This window comes from Curtobacterium sp. PsM8 (genome assembly GCF_030433875.1).
Classification (GTDB): domain Bacteria; phylum Actinomycetota; class Actinomycetes; order Actinomycetales; family Microbacteriaceae; genus Curtobacterium.
Window position 1 is genome coordinate 26,469 of the sequence record NZ_JARUXD010000027.1, and the last position, 14,664, is coordinate 41,132.

General features: G+C 72.6%; 12 protein-coding genes. 2 read left to right on the forward strand and 10 right to left on the reverse strand.

Annotated elements, in window-relative coordinates:
- Positions 1-247: 247 nt before the first annotated feature.
- From QCD68_RS08400 to QCD68_RS08420, 5 genes are all read right to left on the reverse strand, one after another.
- Positions 248-1,219, reverse strand: coding sequence for a hypothetical protein (locus tag QCD68_RS08400; RefSeq protein ID WP_301222685.1), 972 nt, complete (start codon positions 1,217-1,219; stop codon positions 248-250).
- 8 nt (positions 1,220-1,227) lie between these two features.
- Positions 1,228-1,884, reverse strand: coding sequence for a response regulator transcription factor (locus QCD68_RS08405; RefSeq protein WP_111076432.1), 657 nt, complete (start codon positions 1,882-1,884; stop codon positions 1,228-1,230).
- A complete protein-coding gene (locus tag QCD68_RS08410) occupies positions 1,881-3,116 on the reverse strand; it encodes a sensor histidine kinase (RefSeq protein ID WP_301222686.1) in 1,236 nt (411 codons plus the stop codon). Before QCD68_RS08410 ends, QCD68_RS08405 begins: the two co-directional genes overlap by 4 nt.
- A 91-nt stretch (positions 3,117-3,207) precedes the next feature.
- Positions 3,208-4,203 carry a hypothetical protein gene (locus QCD68_RS08415; RefSeq protein ID WP_301222687.1) on the reverse strand — a complete coding sequence of 332 codons (996 nt, stop codon included), beginning with the start codon at positions 4,201-4,203 and terminating at the stop codon, positions 3,208-3,210.
- Positions 4,204-4,264: 61 nt separating this feature from the next.
- Positions 4,265-4,792, reverse strand: a complete 528-nt coding sequence (locus tag QCD68_RS08420) for a gluconokinase (RefSeq protein ID WP_301222688.1) — start codon at positions 4,790-4,792, stop codon at positions 4,265-4,267.
- A gap of 113 nt (positions 4,793-4,905) precedes the next feature.
- Between QCD68_RS08420 and gndA the strand changes: the two genes are divergently transcribed.
- Positions 4,906-6,363 (forward strand): NADP-dependent phosphogluconate dehydrogenase, encoded by a 1,458-nt coding sequence (gene gndA / locus QCD68_RS08425; RefSeq protein WP_301222689.1) that lies wholly within the window; start codon positions 4,906-4,908, stop codon positions 6,361-6,363.
- 164 nt (positions 6,364-6,527) lie between these two features.
- Here gndA and QCD68_RS08430 read toward each other — a convergent pair whose 3' ends face one another.
- Entirely contained in the window at positions 6,528-7,226 is a 699-nt protein-coding gene (locus QCD68_RS08430) for a hypothetical protein (protein ID WP_221849429.1), read from the reverse strand.
- Between the two features lie 186 nt (positions 7,227-7,412).
- Here QCD68_RS08430 and QCD68_RS08435 point away from each other — a divergent pair, with 186 nt between their 5' ends.
- A complete protein-coding gene (locus tag QCD68_RS08435) occupies positions 7,413-8,921 on the forward strand; it encodes a molybdopterin-dependent oxidoreductase (RefSeq protein ID WP_301222694.1) in 1,509 nt (502 codons plus the stop codon).
- 296 nt (positions 8,922-9,217) lie between these two features.
- Here the strand turns inward: QCD68_RS08435 and QCD68_RS08440 are convergent, their stop codons facing one another.
- From QCD68_RS08440 to QCD68_RS08455, 4 genes are all read right to left on the reverse strand, one after another.
- A complete protein-coding gene (locus QCD68_RS08440; protein WP_301222690.1) occupies positions 9,218-9,997 on the reverse strand; it encodes a putative protein N(5)-glutamine methyltransferase in 780 nt (259 codons plus the stop codon).
- A gap of 16 nt (positions 9,998-10,013) precedes the next feature.
- The gene (locus tag QCD68_RS08445) at positions 10,014-10,991 is read right to left on the reverse strand and encodes a ribose-phosphate diphosphokinase (protein ID WP_301222691.1); all 978 of its coding nucleotides are present in this window, start codon (positions 10,989-10,991) and stop codon (positions 10,014-10,016) included.
- A gap of 112 nt (positions 10,992-11,103) precedes the next feature.
- Positions 11,104-12,531, reverse strand: a complete 1,428-nt coding sequence (gene glmU / locus QCD68_RS08450) for a bifunctional UDP-N-acetylglucosamine diphosphorylase/glucosamine-1-phosphate N-acetyltransferase GlmU (protein ID WP_301222692.1) — start codon at positions 12,529-12,531, stop codon at positions 11,104-11,106.
- A 210-nt stretch (positions 12,532-12,741) separates the two neighbouring features.
- On the reverse strand, positions 12,742-13,968 hold the full coding sequence (locus QCD68_RS08455; protein ID WP_301222693.1) for an alcohol dehydrogenase catalytic domain-containing protein: 1,227 nt from the start codon (positions 13,966-13,968) through the stop codon (positions 12,742-12,744).
- Positions 13,969-14,664 lie beyond the last annotated feature (696 nt).

The window sequence follows — 14,664 nt, forward strand, 5'->3', positions numbered from 1 at the left end:
ATCGGGGGTCTGTGGTGTTGCAACTCGAACGCGTGCACGCGTGAGGAACGGTCCCAGAGTCTGGCCGGGTCTCCCACTGCGTCGATCACGGCCGCGCGTACGCGGCCCTCGCCGAAGTCGTGGGAAAGCCTACCAGTACCGGCCCGGGCGTGTCGCACGCGCGGTGGATCGGGCGCACGACGGACGGGAGGCCCGGCGCGGGTCGTGCGCGGGGCCTCCCCTTCGTCGTCTTCCGTCGCTCGCGGTGTCAGTCGACGTCCGTCGGCGCGTCCGGCGCGAGCCGCTCGACGACACGGTCGAGCCGGGCGGCGAGGGTCGCCTGGTCGGGCTCCGTCGCCGCCAGGACGGCCGCATCGCGCGCCGTGACGTGCAGGAGGCGCGACCACTCGGCGTCGTACAGGGCCTGACGGTACCCCGACGAGCGCTGGCAGCGGACGTCCCGCTCGGCAACCGCGACCTCGGCGGCGCCCACCTCGTCCGAGAGCGGCGACACCTGGTCACCGTCGACCTTGAGCACCCGCATCGACCCGGTCGGCATGCCCTCGGGCCCGGAGGGGAGGTCCGTCAGACCGCTCGGTGCCATGCACGTCCGCCAGGCGGTCGCGGCCCTCGCCACGGTCGGGTCCTGCCGGGCGGCGACCGACGCCAGGAACGTGAGACGCTGCGCCGTCTCGGACGCCTCCTGCCCACCGCCACCGGTGCCGAGTGACCGGCGCGTACGTTCCAGGCAGCGTTCGGACGCACCGGCCGGGAGAGCGGCGAAGGCATCGTTGAACCCCGGTGCGTACGCCCACCGTTCCCAGCCGTCGCGGTTCGCGCCAGCGGTCGAAGGACCGTGGTACCCGCGGGACTCCGCCTGCTCGGCCGTGAGCGGGCGGGTGGTGGCCAGCGCGGGTGACGGGTTCGCCCGGGCGGTGGAGTCCATCGCGTCATCGGCCGCGTGCAGCCCGTCGACCGTGGCCCACGGCAGTGCTGGGACGTCGAGTCCGGCTGCTCGCAAGCACGGCAACTCCACGAGCATCTCGACGTAGTCCTGCTCGTGACCGCCCGGAGCGACCCAGCCGTCGAGCGGCATGGCCCACGACGCGACGTCCTTCGTCGTGGTCGGCTCCACGGCGTGGTCGGCGGGTTCCGGCAGGCCGTGGAGGACGGCACCGCCCAGGCCGGCGGCGACGAGGACGAGGGTGCCGGTCTTGGCGACCCGGGTGGTGATGCGCATGGTTCCCCCTAGGCGCGGACGAGGCCGCGTTCGTGTGCGGTGATGACGACCTGGATGCGGTTGCGGAGCCCGAGTTTCTGCAGGACCGAGCGGATGTGGGTCTTCACGGTGGCCTCGCTGAGGAACACCGACGTCGCGATCTCAGCGTTGCTGAGGCCCTTCGCGACCAGGAGGAAGACCTCGCGTTCCCGAGCCGTCAACGCGTCCAGCACCTCGTCGCTCCGGTCGGTCTCGACGAGGGTCCCCTCGGCGCGGAGCAGGTCGAGCGCCTCGGTCTCGGTCGGCGCGGGGCGGCCCTCGTGCACGTCCCGGATGGTGCTCGTGACGACCTCGGGGCGGGCGTCCTTGGTGAGGAACGCCGCAGCCCCGCCGCGGAGTGCCGCGAGGACGGCGTCGTCCCGACGGATGGTCGTGAGGGCGATCACCCTCGGCCGGTCACCGCCCAGCGCGGCGAGCCGGGCCAGGGTCGCGATGCCGTTGAGCACCGGCATCCGGAGGTCGAGGAGCAGGACGTCGGGATCTGTGTCGGCGCAGAGCGTGAGCGCCTCGGCTCCGTCAGCGGCGATGCCGACGCAGGTCATGTCCTCCTGGGCGTCGACGAGCATCTGCATGCCCGACGCGAACAGGCGCTGGTCGTCCACGACCGCGACGCGGATCGGGCTCATCGAGCCGCTCCGACTGTCTCGACGGTCTGGTCGTCCGCGCCGGTCGGTCGGGTCGGCACCCAGGCGGTCACGACGTGTTCGTGCGGCTGGTCACCAACTCCAGCGCGGAGCCAACCGCCGGACAGCCGGGCGCGCTCCCGCATCCCGGCGACCCCGGAGCCGGGTCCGTCGAGGGTGACGAGCGGCGCGTCTCCGCGGGAGCTGACGACGATGCCGAGTCCCGGACCTCGCCAGTCGAACACCACGCGGACCGATGCCGTCCTGCCCTGGTGCTTCAGCACGTTCGTGAGGCTCTCCTGCACGATGCGGTGCACCGAACCCGCGGTCGCCGTGCCGAGGGTCCCGACCTTCCCGTGCTGCTCGAGATCGGCGTCCATCCCGAGTTCCCGCATGTCCTCCATCAGGTGCGGGACGTCTGCCAGGCCGTGGCGAGCCTCCTGGCCGGAGCCCTGGATCCGCTCGACGAGCGACCGGACGTCGCCGAGCGCCGTGCGGCTGACCTCGGCGATGTCCCGCAGGGCAGCAGCCGCGAGCCCGTCGGCGCCGGTGATGGCAGCGGCCCCCTGCGCCTGCGACACGACCACGGCGAGCGAGTGCGCGAGGGAGTCGTGGACGTCCCGCGCGATCCGCGCACGCTCCTGCTCTGCGACGAGCTCGGCGGTCGTCGCCTCGGTCTCCCGCTCGGCCTCGACGACGCGCACCCGGGCCAGACCGACCCGCCAGGCCGCACCGACCGCGACGCCGACCGCCCAGGCGATCCCGCTCGCGCCGGCGATCGCGAGCGCCAGGAAGGCGAGGTCAGAGCGCGTGCCGGAGCGTGACCCCGACCATGACGCCCACACGTCCTGTTCCGCGGAGCTCGGGACGGCCATCGCCCAAGCCGCCGCTGCGCTGGCGAGCCCGAGTACCGGGACGGCCGACCAGCGGAGCGCTCCGGAACGGCCGGCACCGACGAAGCCGACGACGATCGCGATGGCGATGTACTCGGGCCAGGTCGTGCTGCCCGGCCGGACGAGGAGGCGCAGGGCCTGCAGCAGCGGGACCGCGACGACCAGCCCGAGGCTCAGCGACGGCATCCAGTTCGCCAGGCCGATCGCTACGGCGAAGAGGACCACCACCAGGATGCCGTCGACGTCGGGTCGTCCCGCCTCGACGAGGACCCAGGACACGAGGTACGCGACCGCGGCAGCGGGCGCTGCGGCGTGCCGGAGCCGGCGGAGGGAGAAGGGCATGGCGCCGAGCGTAGGGCGGCCGGCACGGGCGGTGCGAGCCGCTGGATCGGCTTTCATCCGAGTGGATGAGGGGCGAGGCTGGTGGACGACGTCAGTCGAGCTCGTGGCGCCGACGGCGGGCCGCGACGAGGTCCTCCCGCGCACGGTCGCTCGCCCGCTCGGCGTCGGCACGCTCGTGACCCAGCCGCTCGGCCTCGACGTCGAGGTCGGTCCGCTCCCCCTCGAGCGCGTCCAGCTGGCGCTCGAGGTCGCGGCGGCGGCGGTCGAGGTCGGTCCGTCGTTCCTCGACGTCCTCCAGGGCCGACTCGGCGTCGTCCAGCGCGGCATCGGCGTCGCGGGAGACCTGGCGGGCCCGGCGTTCGGCCTCCCGTGCGGCGCGACGATCGGCCGCCGGGTCACGGTCAGCCGGACGGGAGGCCCGTCCCGCCCCCGCCTCGTCCGTCCCGGTGTCGACATGGTCGCGCTCGTCGGGGTCTGCGGGACGGGAGTTGCGGGACCGACGCGCACCGCGCCTCCCGGCTGTGATCGGGATGGGAGGCGCGTCGCTGCCGGACCAGGCGTCCGGCACCGCATCCGGGACGGCGAGCGTGTCGTCGAGGTCGACCGGGTCGAAGCCGACGCCCTCGAGCGGACGGACGAGCAGGCCGGAACGGATCGCGGCACCGGCGTGCGGGTCCGCCATGCCCGCCTCGATCGTGGCGCGGACCTGGTCGAGCACCGCGCTCGTGACGACGTGTCCGGCCTGTTCGGCGAGGTCGGCGCCCGCTGCGGCGAGCGCCTCGACCACCTGGGTCCGCTGCTTCCGGAGCGTCGCGATCTCGTGCGGGTCGGCGTGCTCCTGCGCGGCGCGGAGGGACGGCCCGAGGGCGACGGCGTCGTCGAGGGCGCTGCCTTGCGTCTCGTCGTGGGCGAGCAGGTCGACGACCCAGGCGGCCGGCGCGGGTTTGCGGAGCGCGCCGACGGCGGCGGCCAGCTCGCGGTCCTCCCCGCGGAGCGCACGCTGTCGGGTGGTGCGGTCCGCGACGAAGTCGGCCGGGGCGCTGCGGAGGAGCGTCCTGGCGACCTCGGCGAGTGCTTCGTGGTCCACGGGCGGGGTGCGGGTCAGAGCAGGGTCTGGTTCACGGCGGGCTCGGTTCCGGTCTGGAGGCTCAGGGCACGATCGCGAGGATGGCCGCGACGGTCTCGTCCACCGATCCGCGGATCGGGACCGCCGCCGATGCCTCGTCGGACCCGGGACGCTCGAGCGTCTCGAACTGCGAGTCGAGCAGCGAGTTCGGCATGTACTCGTGGTGCCGGTGGCTCTGCCGCTCGGCGATGAGTTCGCGCGAGCCGTCGAGGAACGCGATGAACAGGTCGGGGGCGTCCTCACGCAGACGGTCGCGGTAGGCGCGCTTCAGCGCGGAGTTCGCCATCACGCACCGGGAGCCGGACCGCTGCACCTCGGCGATCCGTGCCGAGCAGGCGTCGAGCCACGAGCGCCGGTCCTCGTCCGTCAGGGGGACGCCAGCGTGCATCTTGTCCTTGTTCGCCTGCGGGTGCAGTCCGTCAGCGTCGACGAACTCGGCTGCCTGTCCCCGTTCGACGAGGGCACGCGTCAGCGCTTCACCCACCGTCGACTTGCCGGATCCGGAGACCCCCATCACGAGCACGGGCGGGAGGACGGTCGCATCGGCCATTCCTCCACAGTACGAACCGGGGGCCTCGTGGTCCACAGGATGCGGAAGACCTGGGTGGTCACACGGGCGGCTGCATAGATTGGCGGTGGCCGTCCAGACACGAAGGAGTCGACGTGGCAGAGAACAACGACAAGGCGAACATCGGGGTCATCGGCCTCGCGGTGATGGGCTCGAACCTGGCGCGGAACCTCGCGTCGCGTGAGGGCAACACCGTCGCGGTCTACAACCGCACCTACGCCCGCACTGAAGAGCTCATGAACGAGCACGGCGACATGGGCTTCATCGCGTCCGAGGACATCGACGGGTTCGTGGCGTCCCTGTCGAAGCCGCGGACGGCGATCATCATGGTCCAGGCCGGCAAGGGCACCGACGCGGTGATCTCGCAGCTCGCCGACCGGTTCGAGGAAGGCGACATCATCGTCGACGGCGGCAACGCCAACTTCCACGACACCATCCGTCGCGAGCACGACCTCAAGGAGAAGGGCCTCAACTTCGTCGGGACCGGCATCTCCGGTGGCGAAGAGGGCGCCCTGCACGGGCCGTCGATCATGCCCGGTGGCTCGGACGAGGCATGGGAGACCCTCGGGCCGATCCTGAAGTCGATCGCCGCCGTGGCCGAGGGCGAGCCCTGTGTCACGCACGTCGGTACCGACGGTGCCGGCCACTTCGTGAAGATGGTCCACAACGGCATCGAGTACGCCGACATGCAGCTCATCGCCGAGTCGTACGACCTGCTCCGCCGCGTCGGTGGCTACAGCGTCGACCAGCTCGTGCAGGTGTTCGACGAGTGGAACAAGGGCGACCTCGAGTCCTACCTGATCGAGATCACCGGCGAGGTCCTCAAGCAGCAGGACGCCGACACCGGCAAGCCCCTCGTCGACCTGATCCGCGACGAAGCGGGCTCGAAGGGCACCGGCGTCTGGACCGTGCAGAACGCCGTCGGCCTGGGCATCCCGGTCTCCGGCATCGGCGAAGCGGTGTTCGCCCGTGCGGTGTCGTCGAAGCCGACGCAGCGCGAAGCGGTCCGGAAGTCCGTCACGAAGCGCCCCGACATCGCCGAGGTGCCGGACACCTTCGCCGACGACGTCCGGGCCGCGCTCTACGCCTCGAAGGTCGTCGCGTACGCGCAGGGCTTCGACCTCATCATCGCCGGGGCCAAGGAGTACGACTGGGACATCGCGCTCGGCGACATGGCGAAGATCTGGCGCGGTGGCTGCATCATCCGCGCCCAGTTCCTCAACCGCATCGTCGAGGCGTACGACAAGGACCCGGAGCTCGCGTCGCTGCTCGTCGACCCGTACTTCGCGAACGCCGTCGCCGAGGGTGAAGCAGCCTGGCGTCGCATCGTCGGGATCGCTGCTGCGTCGGGGATCCCGGCGCCCGGGTTCTCGTCGGCGCTGTCGTACTTCGACTCGCTGGCGTCCGAGCGACTGCCCGCCGCCCTGATCCAGGGGCAGCGCGACTTCTTCGGAGCGCACACCTACCAGCGCATGGACAAGGACGGCACGTTCCACACGCTGTGGTCCGACGAGGGGCGTCCCGAGGTCGAGCAGGAGCCGTCGACGCACTGATCCCGATCGTTCCGAGCCGAGGGCCTCGTCGTCGACGGGGCCCTCGGTCCGTACTGCGGCCGCGGGGTGCGGATCGCGGGGCGGGGGTTGCGTGCGGCGTGCGGGCCGCGGGGTGCGGATCGCGGGGCGGGGGTCGCGTGCGGCGTGCGGTCGGGTCGTCTGTCTCAGGCGACGATGCGCTCGCGGGCCAACCGGGCCAGGAGTTCGTCCAGCCGGTCGCCGCGGCCGAGCAGGCGGTCCGAACCGGGCGCCGCACGCACGAAGAACGTCGCGACCGCGGTGGTGTCGTCAGGCCGCACGTAGTGCACGACGATCGCGGGCGCGGTCCGTCGTCCGGCCCCGGGCACCAGGACGTCCTCGACGCCCACGTGCACCACGCGGCTCCACCGGATGACGAGCAACCGGGTGGCCCGACGTTCGTCGAGTTCCCACAGCGACGCTTCGGTCGCACCGAACGCCCAGGTCACGTGCCGTGCGAGCGGCACCTCGGGGCGCACCGCTTCCAGCGTCCCGCGGAGCTCCGGAGTCGCCGAGGCCGGGACGAGCCAGACGGTCGGGTCGACCCGACGGACGGCCGTGGCGAGCAGGTCGTCCGCTCGTCGTCGGCTGATGGACCGGGCACGGAGGACGGCGATCACGATGACCGTCACCCCGATGACGACGGCGGCGACTTCGGCGATGCCGAACGCGGTCAGGTCGGCGTCCGGATCGGCGTTCACGACGAGGATCCGTGCCGTCACCAGGGCGGCCCAGAGCCCGACGATCGCCCACCGCAGCGCGAGGAGTCGGCGGTACGGCGACCAGCGCTGCCGGTCCCCGCGGGCACGACCAGGACCCGGAACACGGATCGGTCGCCTCGGCACGGTGACGATCCTGCCACGACGACGGCGTCCACCGGCACGACCGGGGATGAACGCTCCCCCAACCCGTTCCGCGCAGCGGACCGCCCGTTCCCAGCGGCGCTGACTTACCATCCGTGGGTGACCGAGCCTGACCCGCGCCTCCTCCCGCACCGTCGCTGGGCCGCCGCGCTCGTCGGGGTGATCGCCATGCTCGCGTTCCTCGCCGTCGCGGAGCTCGGTGCGCTGCTGCTCGGCGGCGCCGGCAGTCCGCTCGTGGCCGTCGGCTCCGCGGTCATCGACCTCGCACCCCGAGGCGCGAAGGACCTCATGGTGTCGCTGTTCGGCACCGGCGACAAGGTCGCGCTGTTCGCACTCATGACGGTCCTGCTCGTGGTCATCACAGCCGGTGCCGGCATCCTCGAACGTCGCCGGCCGCCGTGGGGCGCGCTGGTGTTCGCCGCCGGTGGGGTGCTCGCGCTGCTCGCCGTCACCACCCGTTCCGGCAGCGGCACCTTCGACGGCGCCCCGACGGTGCTCGGTGTGGCCGCGTCGATCATCGTGCTCCGGCTCCTGCTGCAGCGCCTCCGCCGGTGGGAGGACGCCCGCGCGGTGCCCACCGCCGACGCCGAGCGCGCTGGCGGCGTGCAGCGCCGCTCGTTCATCGGGTGGGCAGTGACCGCCGCAGCGGTCGCGGCGGTGGTGGGCAGTGCCTCCCGGCTGGGGTCGGCGTCCCTGCAGGCCGCAGCCGCGGTCCGCCGGGCCGTGCGACTGCCGACGCCGGCGACCACCGCGCCGCCGGTGCCGGCCGGTGCGAGCCTGGACGTGACGGGCATCACGCCCTACGTCACCCCCAACGCCGACTTCTACCGGATCGACACGGCTCTGCGCGTGCCGTCGATCGACCCCGCCGACTGGTCGCTGAAGATCCACGGCGAGGTCGAGGAGACCGTCGAGATCACCTGGGCGGAGCTGCTGGCCCTCCCCCTCGAAGAGCACATGGCGACGCTGAGCTGCGTCTCGAACGAGGTCGGCGGCAACCTCATCGGCAACGCGCTCTGGCTCGGCTACCCGATCCGGACGCTCCTCGCCCGCGCCCGGCCGAAGTCCGGCGCGGACATGGTCCTCTCGCGGAGCATCGACGGGTTCACCGCCGGCACCCCCCTCGACGTGCTGCAGGACGAGGGCACGCAGGCGCTCGTGGCGGTCGGCATGAACGGCTCGCCGTTGCCCGCCGAACACGGGTTCCCGGCGCGGCTGGTCGTCCCGGGGCTGTTCGGGTACGTCTCCGCGACGAAGTGGGTGACCGAGCTCGAGGTCACCCGGTTCGCGAAGGCGCAGGGCTACTGGACACCGCGCGGCTGGTCCGAGCGCGGCCCGGTGAAACTCGAGTCGCGGATCGACACCCCCGGCGACGGCACCTCGGTCAAGGTCGGCGACCGTGTCCCGATCGCGGGCGTCGCCTGGCAGCCGCACGTCGGCGTGAAGGCCGTGCAGGTGAAGGTCGGCTCCGCCGGATGGCAGGACGCCGAGCTCGCCGACTCGGTCTCGGCTGACACGTGGCGGCAGTGGGTGTACCGGTGGACGGCCGTCGCGGGGCAGCACGAGGTGCAGGTCCGCGCGGTCAGCGCCGACGGCGAGGTGCAGACGAACGTGCAGCGTCCGCCCGCACCGAACGGAGCGACTGGCTGGCACGGGGTCACCATCTCCGCGTCCTGACGGGAGGCGCGGGTCACCGCCCACGGGTCCGTCCCACCGGCGAGACGCCCCCGTCTGCACTCGGCGCCGCCGAAGTGGTCGGACGCCGCCGAGTTCTGCGGTGTCTCAGCGACTCCCCGGCGTCTCGGCAACTCCGCCGCGTCTCGGCGACTCCGCCGCGTCTGGGGCGAACGACGGGGCTCCGGCGGCCGGGTCTCGGCTCGCAGGGGTCGGGCGGGCAGGGGGCAGGCGTCCGGCGGGGAAGCGTCAGGCGTCCGGCGTCCGGCGTCCGGCGTCCGGCGTCCGGCGGGCAAGCGTCAGGCGGGGAGCGTGGCGACGACGCAGGTGCCGTCGACCTCGTCGTCGCGAGCGAGATCCGCCGTGAACCCGGCAGCGCGGAAGAGCCCGGCCGACACCGGCGCCTGGACGCCCGAGACCTCGATGACGACGGCACCGCCGGGCCGGAGCCACTCGGCCGCTCCGGCAGCGATCCGCCGGTGCACGTCCAGGCCGTCCGCGCCGCCGTCGAGGGCCACCTGGTGCTCGTGGTCGCGGGCCTCGGTCGGCATCGAGCCGATGGCGTCCGTCGGCACGTAGGGGGCGTTCACGGTGAGGACGTCGACCTGCCCGCGGAACCGGGTCGGCAGCGGCGCGAACAGGTCGCCGGTGACGACGATCCCCCGGTCCCCGAGGTTCTCGGCCGCGACCTCGGTGGCGTCCGGGTCGATGTCGGCCGCGACGAGGTCGAGCGCGCCGATCCGTTCGAGCAGCGCCATCCCGATCGCTCCGGCACCGCAGCACAGGTCGACGACCCGGTCGTAGCGGTGCAGGCGTCGAGCGGCCTCGATGACGACGACCCGGGTCCGTGCCCGCGGCACGAAGACACCAGGGGTCACGCGCACCCGGTGTCCGTCGAAGGCCGCCCAGCCGAGGACGTACTCGAGTGGTTCCCCCGCCAGACGGCGCTGCAGCAGCCCGCGGAGGCGCGTCGGGTCGCCGTCACCGGCAGCGAGCAGCAGGTCGGCTTCGTCCTCGGCGAAGACGCTCCCGCCCGCCCGGAGCCGGGCGGCGAGAGCGTCTCGCGGAGTCAGGGCCACGCTGGCGTCCGAGGACTCAGGCGGCGCCGTCGAACATCGACGTCACCGAACCGTCGTCGAACACCTCGTGGATGGCGCGGGCGATGAGCGGAGCGATCGGCAGGACCTCGAGCTTGTCCCAGCGCTTCTCGTGCGGTACCGGCAGGGTGTCCGTGACGACGACGCGGTCGATGAACTCGCTCTGCAGCAGCTCGGTCGCCGGGTCGGAGAACACCGCGTGGGTGGCGGCGACGACGACGCCCTTGGCGCCGCTGGCCTTGAGCGCTTCGGCTGCCTTGGCGATCGTGCGACCGGTGTCGATGAGGTCGTCGACGAGCAGGCACCAGCGGCCGGCGACGTCACCGACGATCTCGTGCACCGAGACCTGGTTCGGGACGAGCGGGTCGCGGCGCTTGTGGATGATCGCCAGCGGCGCTCCGAGCTTCTCGGACCAGATGTCGGCCACGCGCACGCGGCCCATGTCGGGCGACACGACGGTCAGGGTCGCGGGGTCGAGCATCTCGCGGAAGCGCTCGAGGAGCACCGGCATCGCGAACAGGTGGTCGACCGGGCCGTCGAAGAAGCCCTGGATCTGCGGGGCGTGCAGGTCGACGCTCATGATGCGGTGGGCGCCGGCGGCCTTGAACAGGTCGGCGACCAGGCGGGCCGAGATCGGCTCGCGGCCGCGGCCCTTCTTGTCCTGCCGGGCGTACGGGTAGAACGGGGCGACGACGGTGATGCGCTTGGCCGAGGCGCGCTTCAGGGCGTCGACCATGATGAGCTGCTCCATGAGCCACTCGTTGATCGGGGCGGTGTGCGACTGGATGACGAAGGCGTCGCACCCGCGCACCGACTCGTCGAAGCGGGCGTAGAGCTCACCGTTGGCGAAGGTCCGGGCGTCGGTCGGGACGAGGTCGACACCGAGCTCTTCCGCGATCGCCTTCGACAGTTCCGGGTGCGCTCGCCCTGCGACCAGGACGAGTCGCTTCTGGCCGGTTGTCTTGATTCCGGACACGTGTGGTGCTCACTCCCTGACCCCGTGAAGGGGTCGATCTGACCCGCCGGGGCCGATGTCCTGGGCTCCGGTCGGGGCCCACCGCTGACGGCCACGGGGACCGTCGAAGGTGTCATTCGCCTCGCGCGCGCCGAGCTGCCTCGGCCGCCGGGGTACCGGGTCGGTTCTCCTCGACCCATCCCTCGGAGTTGCGCTGTGGGGCGTAGCTGATCGCGAGCGACCCGGCCGGCACGTCCTTGCGGACTGTCGTGCCTGCACCGGTGTACGCCCCGTCGCCAATCCTAACCGGGGCGACGAACACGTTGTGCGATCCGGTCCGGACGTCGGAGCCGATGACGGTGCGGTGCTTGTGGACGCCGTCGTAGTTCGCGGTGATGGTGTTCGCACCGATGTTGGAGTCCTCGCCGACCTCGGTGTCGCCGATGTACGACAGGTGCGGGACCTTGCTGCCGCGGCCGATCACGGCGTTCTTGGTCTCGACGAAGGTGCCGATCTTGCCGCGCTCGCCCAGGATGGTGCCCGGACGCAGGTAGGCGAAGGGTCCGACCGAGGCGCCGTCGCCGATGACCGCCAGGGTCGCGTCGACGCGGTTCACGGTGGCGCCGGCGCCGACCTCGGTGTCGCGCAGGGTCGTGCCCGGCCCGACGACGGCACCGCTGGCGATCGCCGTCGCGCCGATCAGCTGCGTGTCGGGCAGCAGTTCGGCGTCGCGTTCGATCGTGACGTCGAGGTCGATCCAGGTCGAAGCAGGGTCCTGCACGGTGACGCCGGCCAGCTGGTGACGACGGACGATCCGGGCGTTGAGCTCTCGGGCCGCTTCGGACAGCTGCGCGCGGTCGTTGATGCCGACGACGAGCCACGGATCGGTCAGCGTGACGACGTCGACCCGACCACCGCGGGCGGCGACGAGGGCCGGGACGTCGGTGATGTACTTCTCGCCCTGGGCGTTCTCGGTGGTCAGCGAGGGCAGGACCGCACGGAGGTGGGTGACGTCGAACGCGTAGATGCCGGCGTTGGCCTCGGTGATCTGCAGCTGCTCCGGTGTGGCGTCCTTGTGCTCGACGACCCCGGCGAACGCCCCGTCGGCGTCGCGCACGATGCGCCCGAGCCCGGTCGGGTCGGGAGCGATGGCGCTGACGAACGTGGCGCCGTGTCCGCCGTCGCCGTGCGCGGTCACGAGGGTGTGGAGGCTCGGCGCGTCGAGCAGCGGCACGTCGCCGGAGAGCACCACGACGACACCGTCGAAGTCGGCCGGCAGCGCGTCCACTGCGACCTCCACCGCACGTCCGGTACCCGGGACGTCGTCCTGGTCGACGACGAGGGCGTCGGGCGCACGCTCGGTGATCTCGGCGGCGACTCGGTCACGTTCGTGCCGGACGACCACGACGACGTGGTCCGGGGACAGTGACTCTGCGGTCCGGAGCACGTGGGCGATCAAGGGCAGGCCGGCGAGCCGGTGCAGCACCTTGGGGAGCGAGGACTTCATGCGTGTGCCCTGCCCGGCGGCGAGGACGACGACGGCGATCCGCTGGTCGGTCATGCGTCCCATCCTGGCCCACCGTCCCCGCCTCGGACGACCGTGGGGCCGACGTGTGGGGAACTCCGCGGAGAACCGCATCGGTGCAGGAGAAGCCGCACCGGCCGTCGCGGCGTGACCGCCTGGAGGCCCGGTGCCGGCCCGTGGGACCGGCACCGGGCCTCCAGGCGGACACCGCGTGACGCGCAGCGCCGGCCCGGTCAGGCGGCCCGGTCAGGCGGTCAGCTCCGTCAGCTCGACCTTGATCCAGCCGGGTTCGCGGCGGTCGAAGGCCTCGTAGGCCTCGATGGCGGAGCCGATGCCCTCGTGTTCGGTGATGAGCGCCGTCGGGTCGAACTGCCCGGCCGCGACCATGTCGATGAGCGGCGGGGTGACCGAGTGGTGGTCGCAGTTGCCCATCCGGATCGTGAGGTTCTTGTTCATCGCCTCGCCGATCGGGTACGACTGCGCGGTCGGCCCGTACACGCCGATGATCCCGATCCGGCCGTACTTGGCGACCGAGGCGACTGCCCACTGGGCGACCTGGGAGGGCCCGTCGCCCGGCTTCCACTGCTGGTGCTCGCCGAACCCGTCGGGCGAGGCGTCGGGCGCGACCTGCTGCACCTCGGCGTCGAAGGCGGCGGCCTGTTCGTCGGACACCGCCGCGGGGCCGTGCTTCGGGCGCTCCGCGTCCACGCCGACCGCGTCGATGACGGCGTCCGCACCGATGCCGTTGGTGAGGTCCAGGATCGCCTGGACCGGGTCCTCCTCGTTGTAGTCGACGACCTCGCAGTGCTGCGCGAGGGCCGCGGCGAGCCGGGTCTCGTGCCCGTCGACGACGATGACGCGTCCGGCGCCCTGCTTGTAGGCCGAGGCGGCCGCGAACTGGCCGACGATCCCCGCGCCGAACACCACGACGACGTCACCGCGGCGGACCCCGGCGAGCTCGGCGCCGAACCAGCCGGTCGGGAAGATGTCGGAGAGCAGGATCGCCTGCTCGTCACTGACGTTCTCGGGCAGCGGGTGCATCGTGTTCTGCGCCCACGGCACCCGGACGTACTCGGCCTGCAGGCCGTCCACGGGACCGGTCGACTGCGGGCCGCCGAAGAAGCTCGTGCCCGCCTGGGGTCCGTTCGGGTTCGCCACGTCGCACTGCGCGGTCTGACCCATGCGGCAGTACCGGCAGGCGCCGCACGAGATGGTCGAGTTGATGACGACACGGTCGCCCGGGCTGAACCCGCGGACGGCGTCGCCGACCTGGGAGACGACGCCGACCGCCTCGTGGCCGAGGATCGTGCCCTCGACCATCGGTGCCATCGTGCCGCGGACGAAGTGGAGGTCGGTGCCGCAGATCGCCGAGCGGGTGATGTGCACGATCGCGTCGTGCGGGTCCTGGATGGTGGGCTCCGGGACCTCGTCGAGCCGGATGTCGCCGATGCCGTGCCAGACAACTGCCTTCATGGGGTTCCTCCTCGTGGGTCGTCCGGGCGGACGCTACGCGCGGGGGTCTCGGTGGCTGCGGAGGGCGCCGCGGCATGCGGACAGGGGGTCCCGGCGCGCGCGGGTGTCCGGTGCCGAGTGGTCACGAAGTGTCGCTCCGCGCGCGCGGGAGCGACAGTTCGTGACCTCTCGGCGGAGGTGAGCGGGGTGTCGCGACCGCTCGACGGACGGGAGGCACGCCCCGCGTCCGGCACCGAGCCTCCCGCCCGCCCCGCGGCCGCGACACCCCCGGGTGCGAGTCGCCGAGGGGTCACGAACCGTCGCTCTGAGCGCGCGGGACCGACGCTTCGTGACCGCTCGGCGGAGGTGAGCGGGTTGTCGTGACCGCTCGACGGACGGGAGGCACGCCCCGCGTCCGGCACCGCGCCTCCCGTCCGCCCCGCGGCCCCGACACCCCCGGGTGCCGGTCGCCGAGGTGTCACAAAGTGTCGTTCCGAGGGCGCGGGAGCGACACTTCGTGCGACCTCGGCGGAAGTGAGCGGCACGTCGAGCGACCTCGGCAGCCGACGGACGGGAGGCACGCCCTGCGTCCGGCACCGCGCCTCCCGTCCGCCCCGCGGCCGCGACACCCCCGGGTGCCGGTCGCCGAGGTGTCACAAAGCGTCGTTCCGAGGGCGCGGGAGCGACACTTCGTGCGACCTCGGCGGAAGTGAGCGG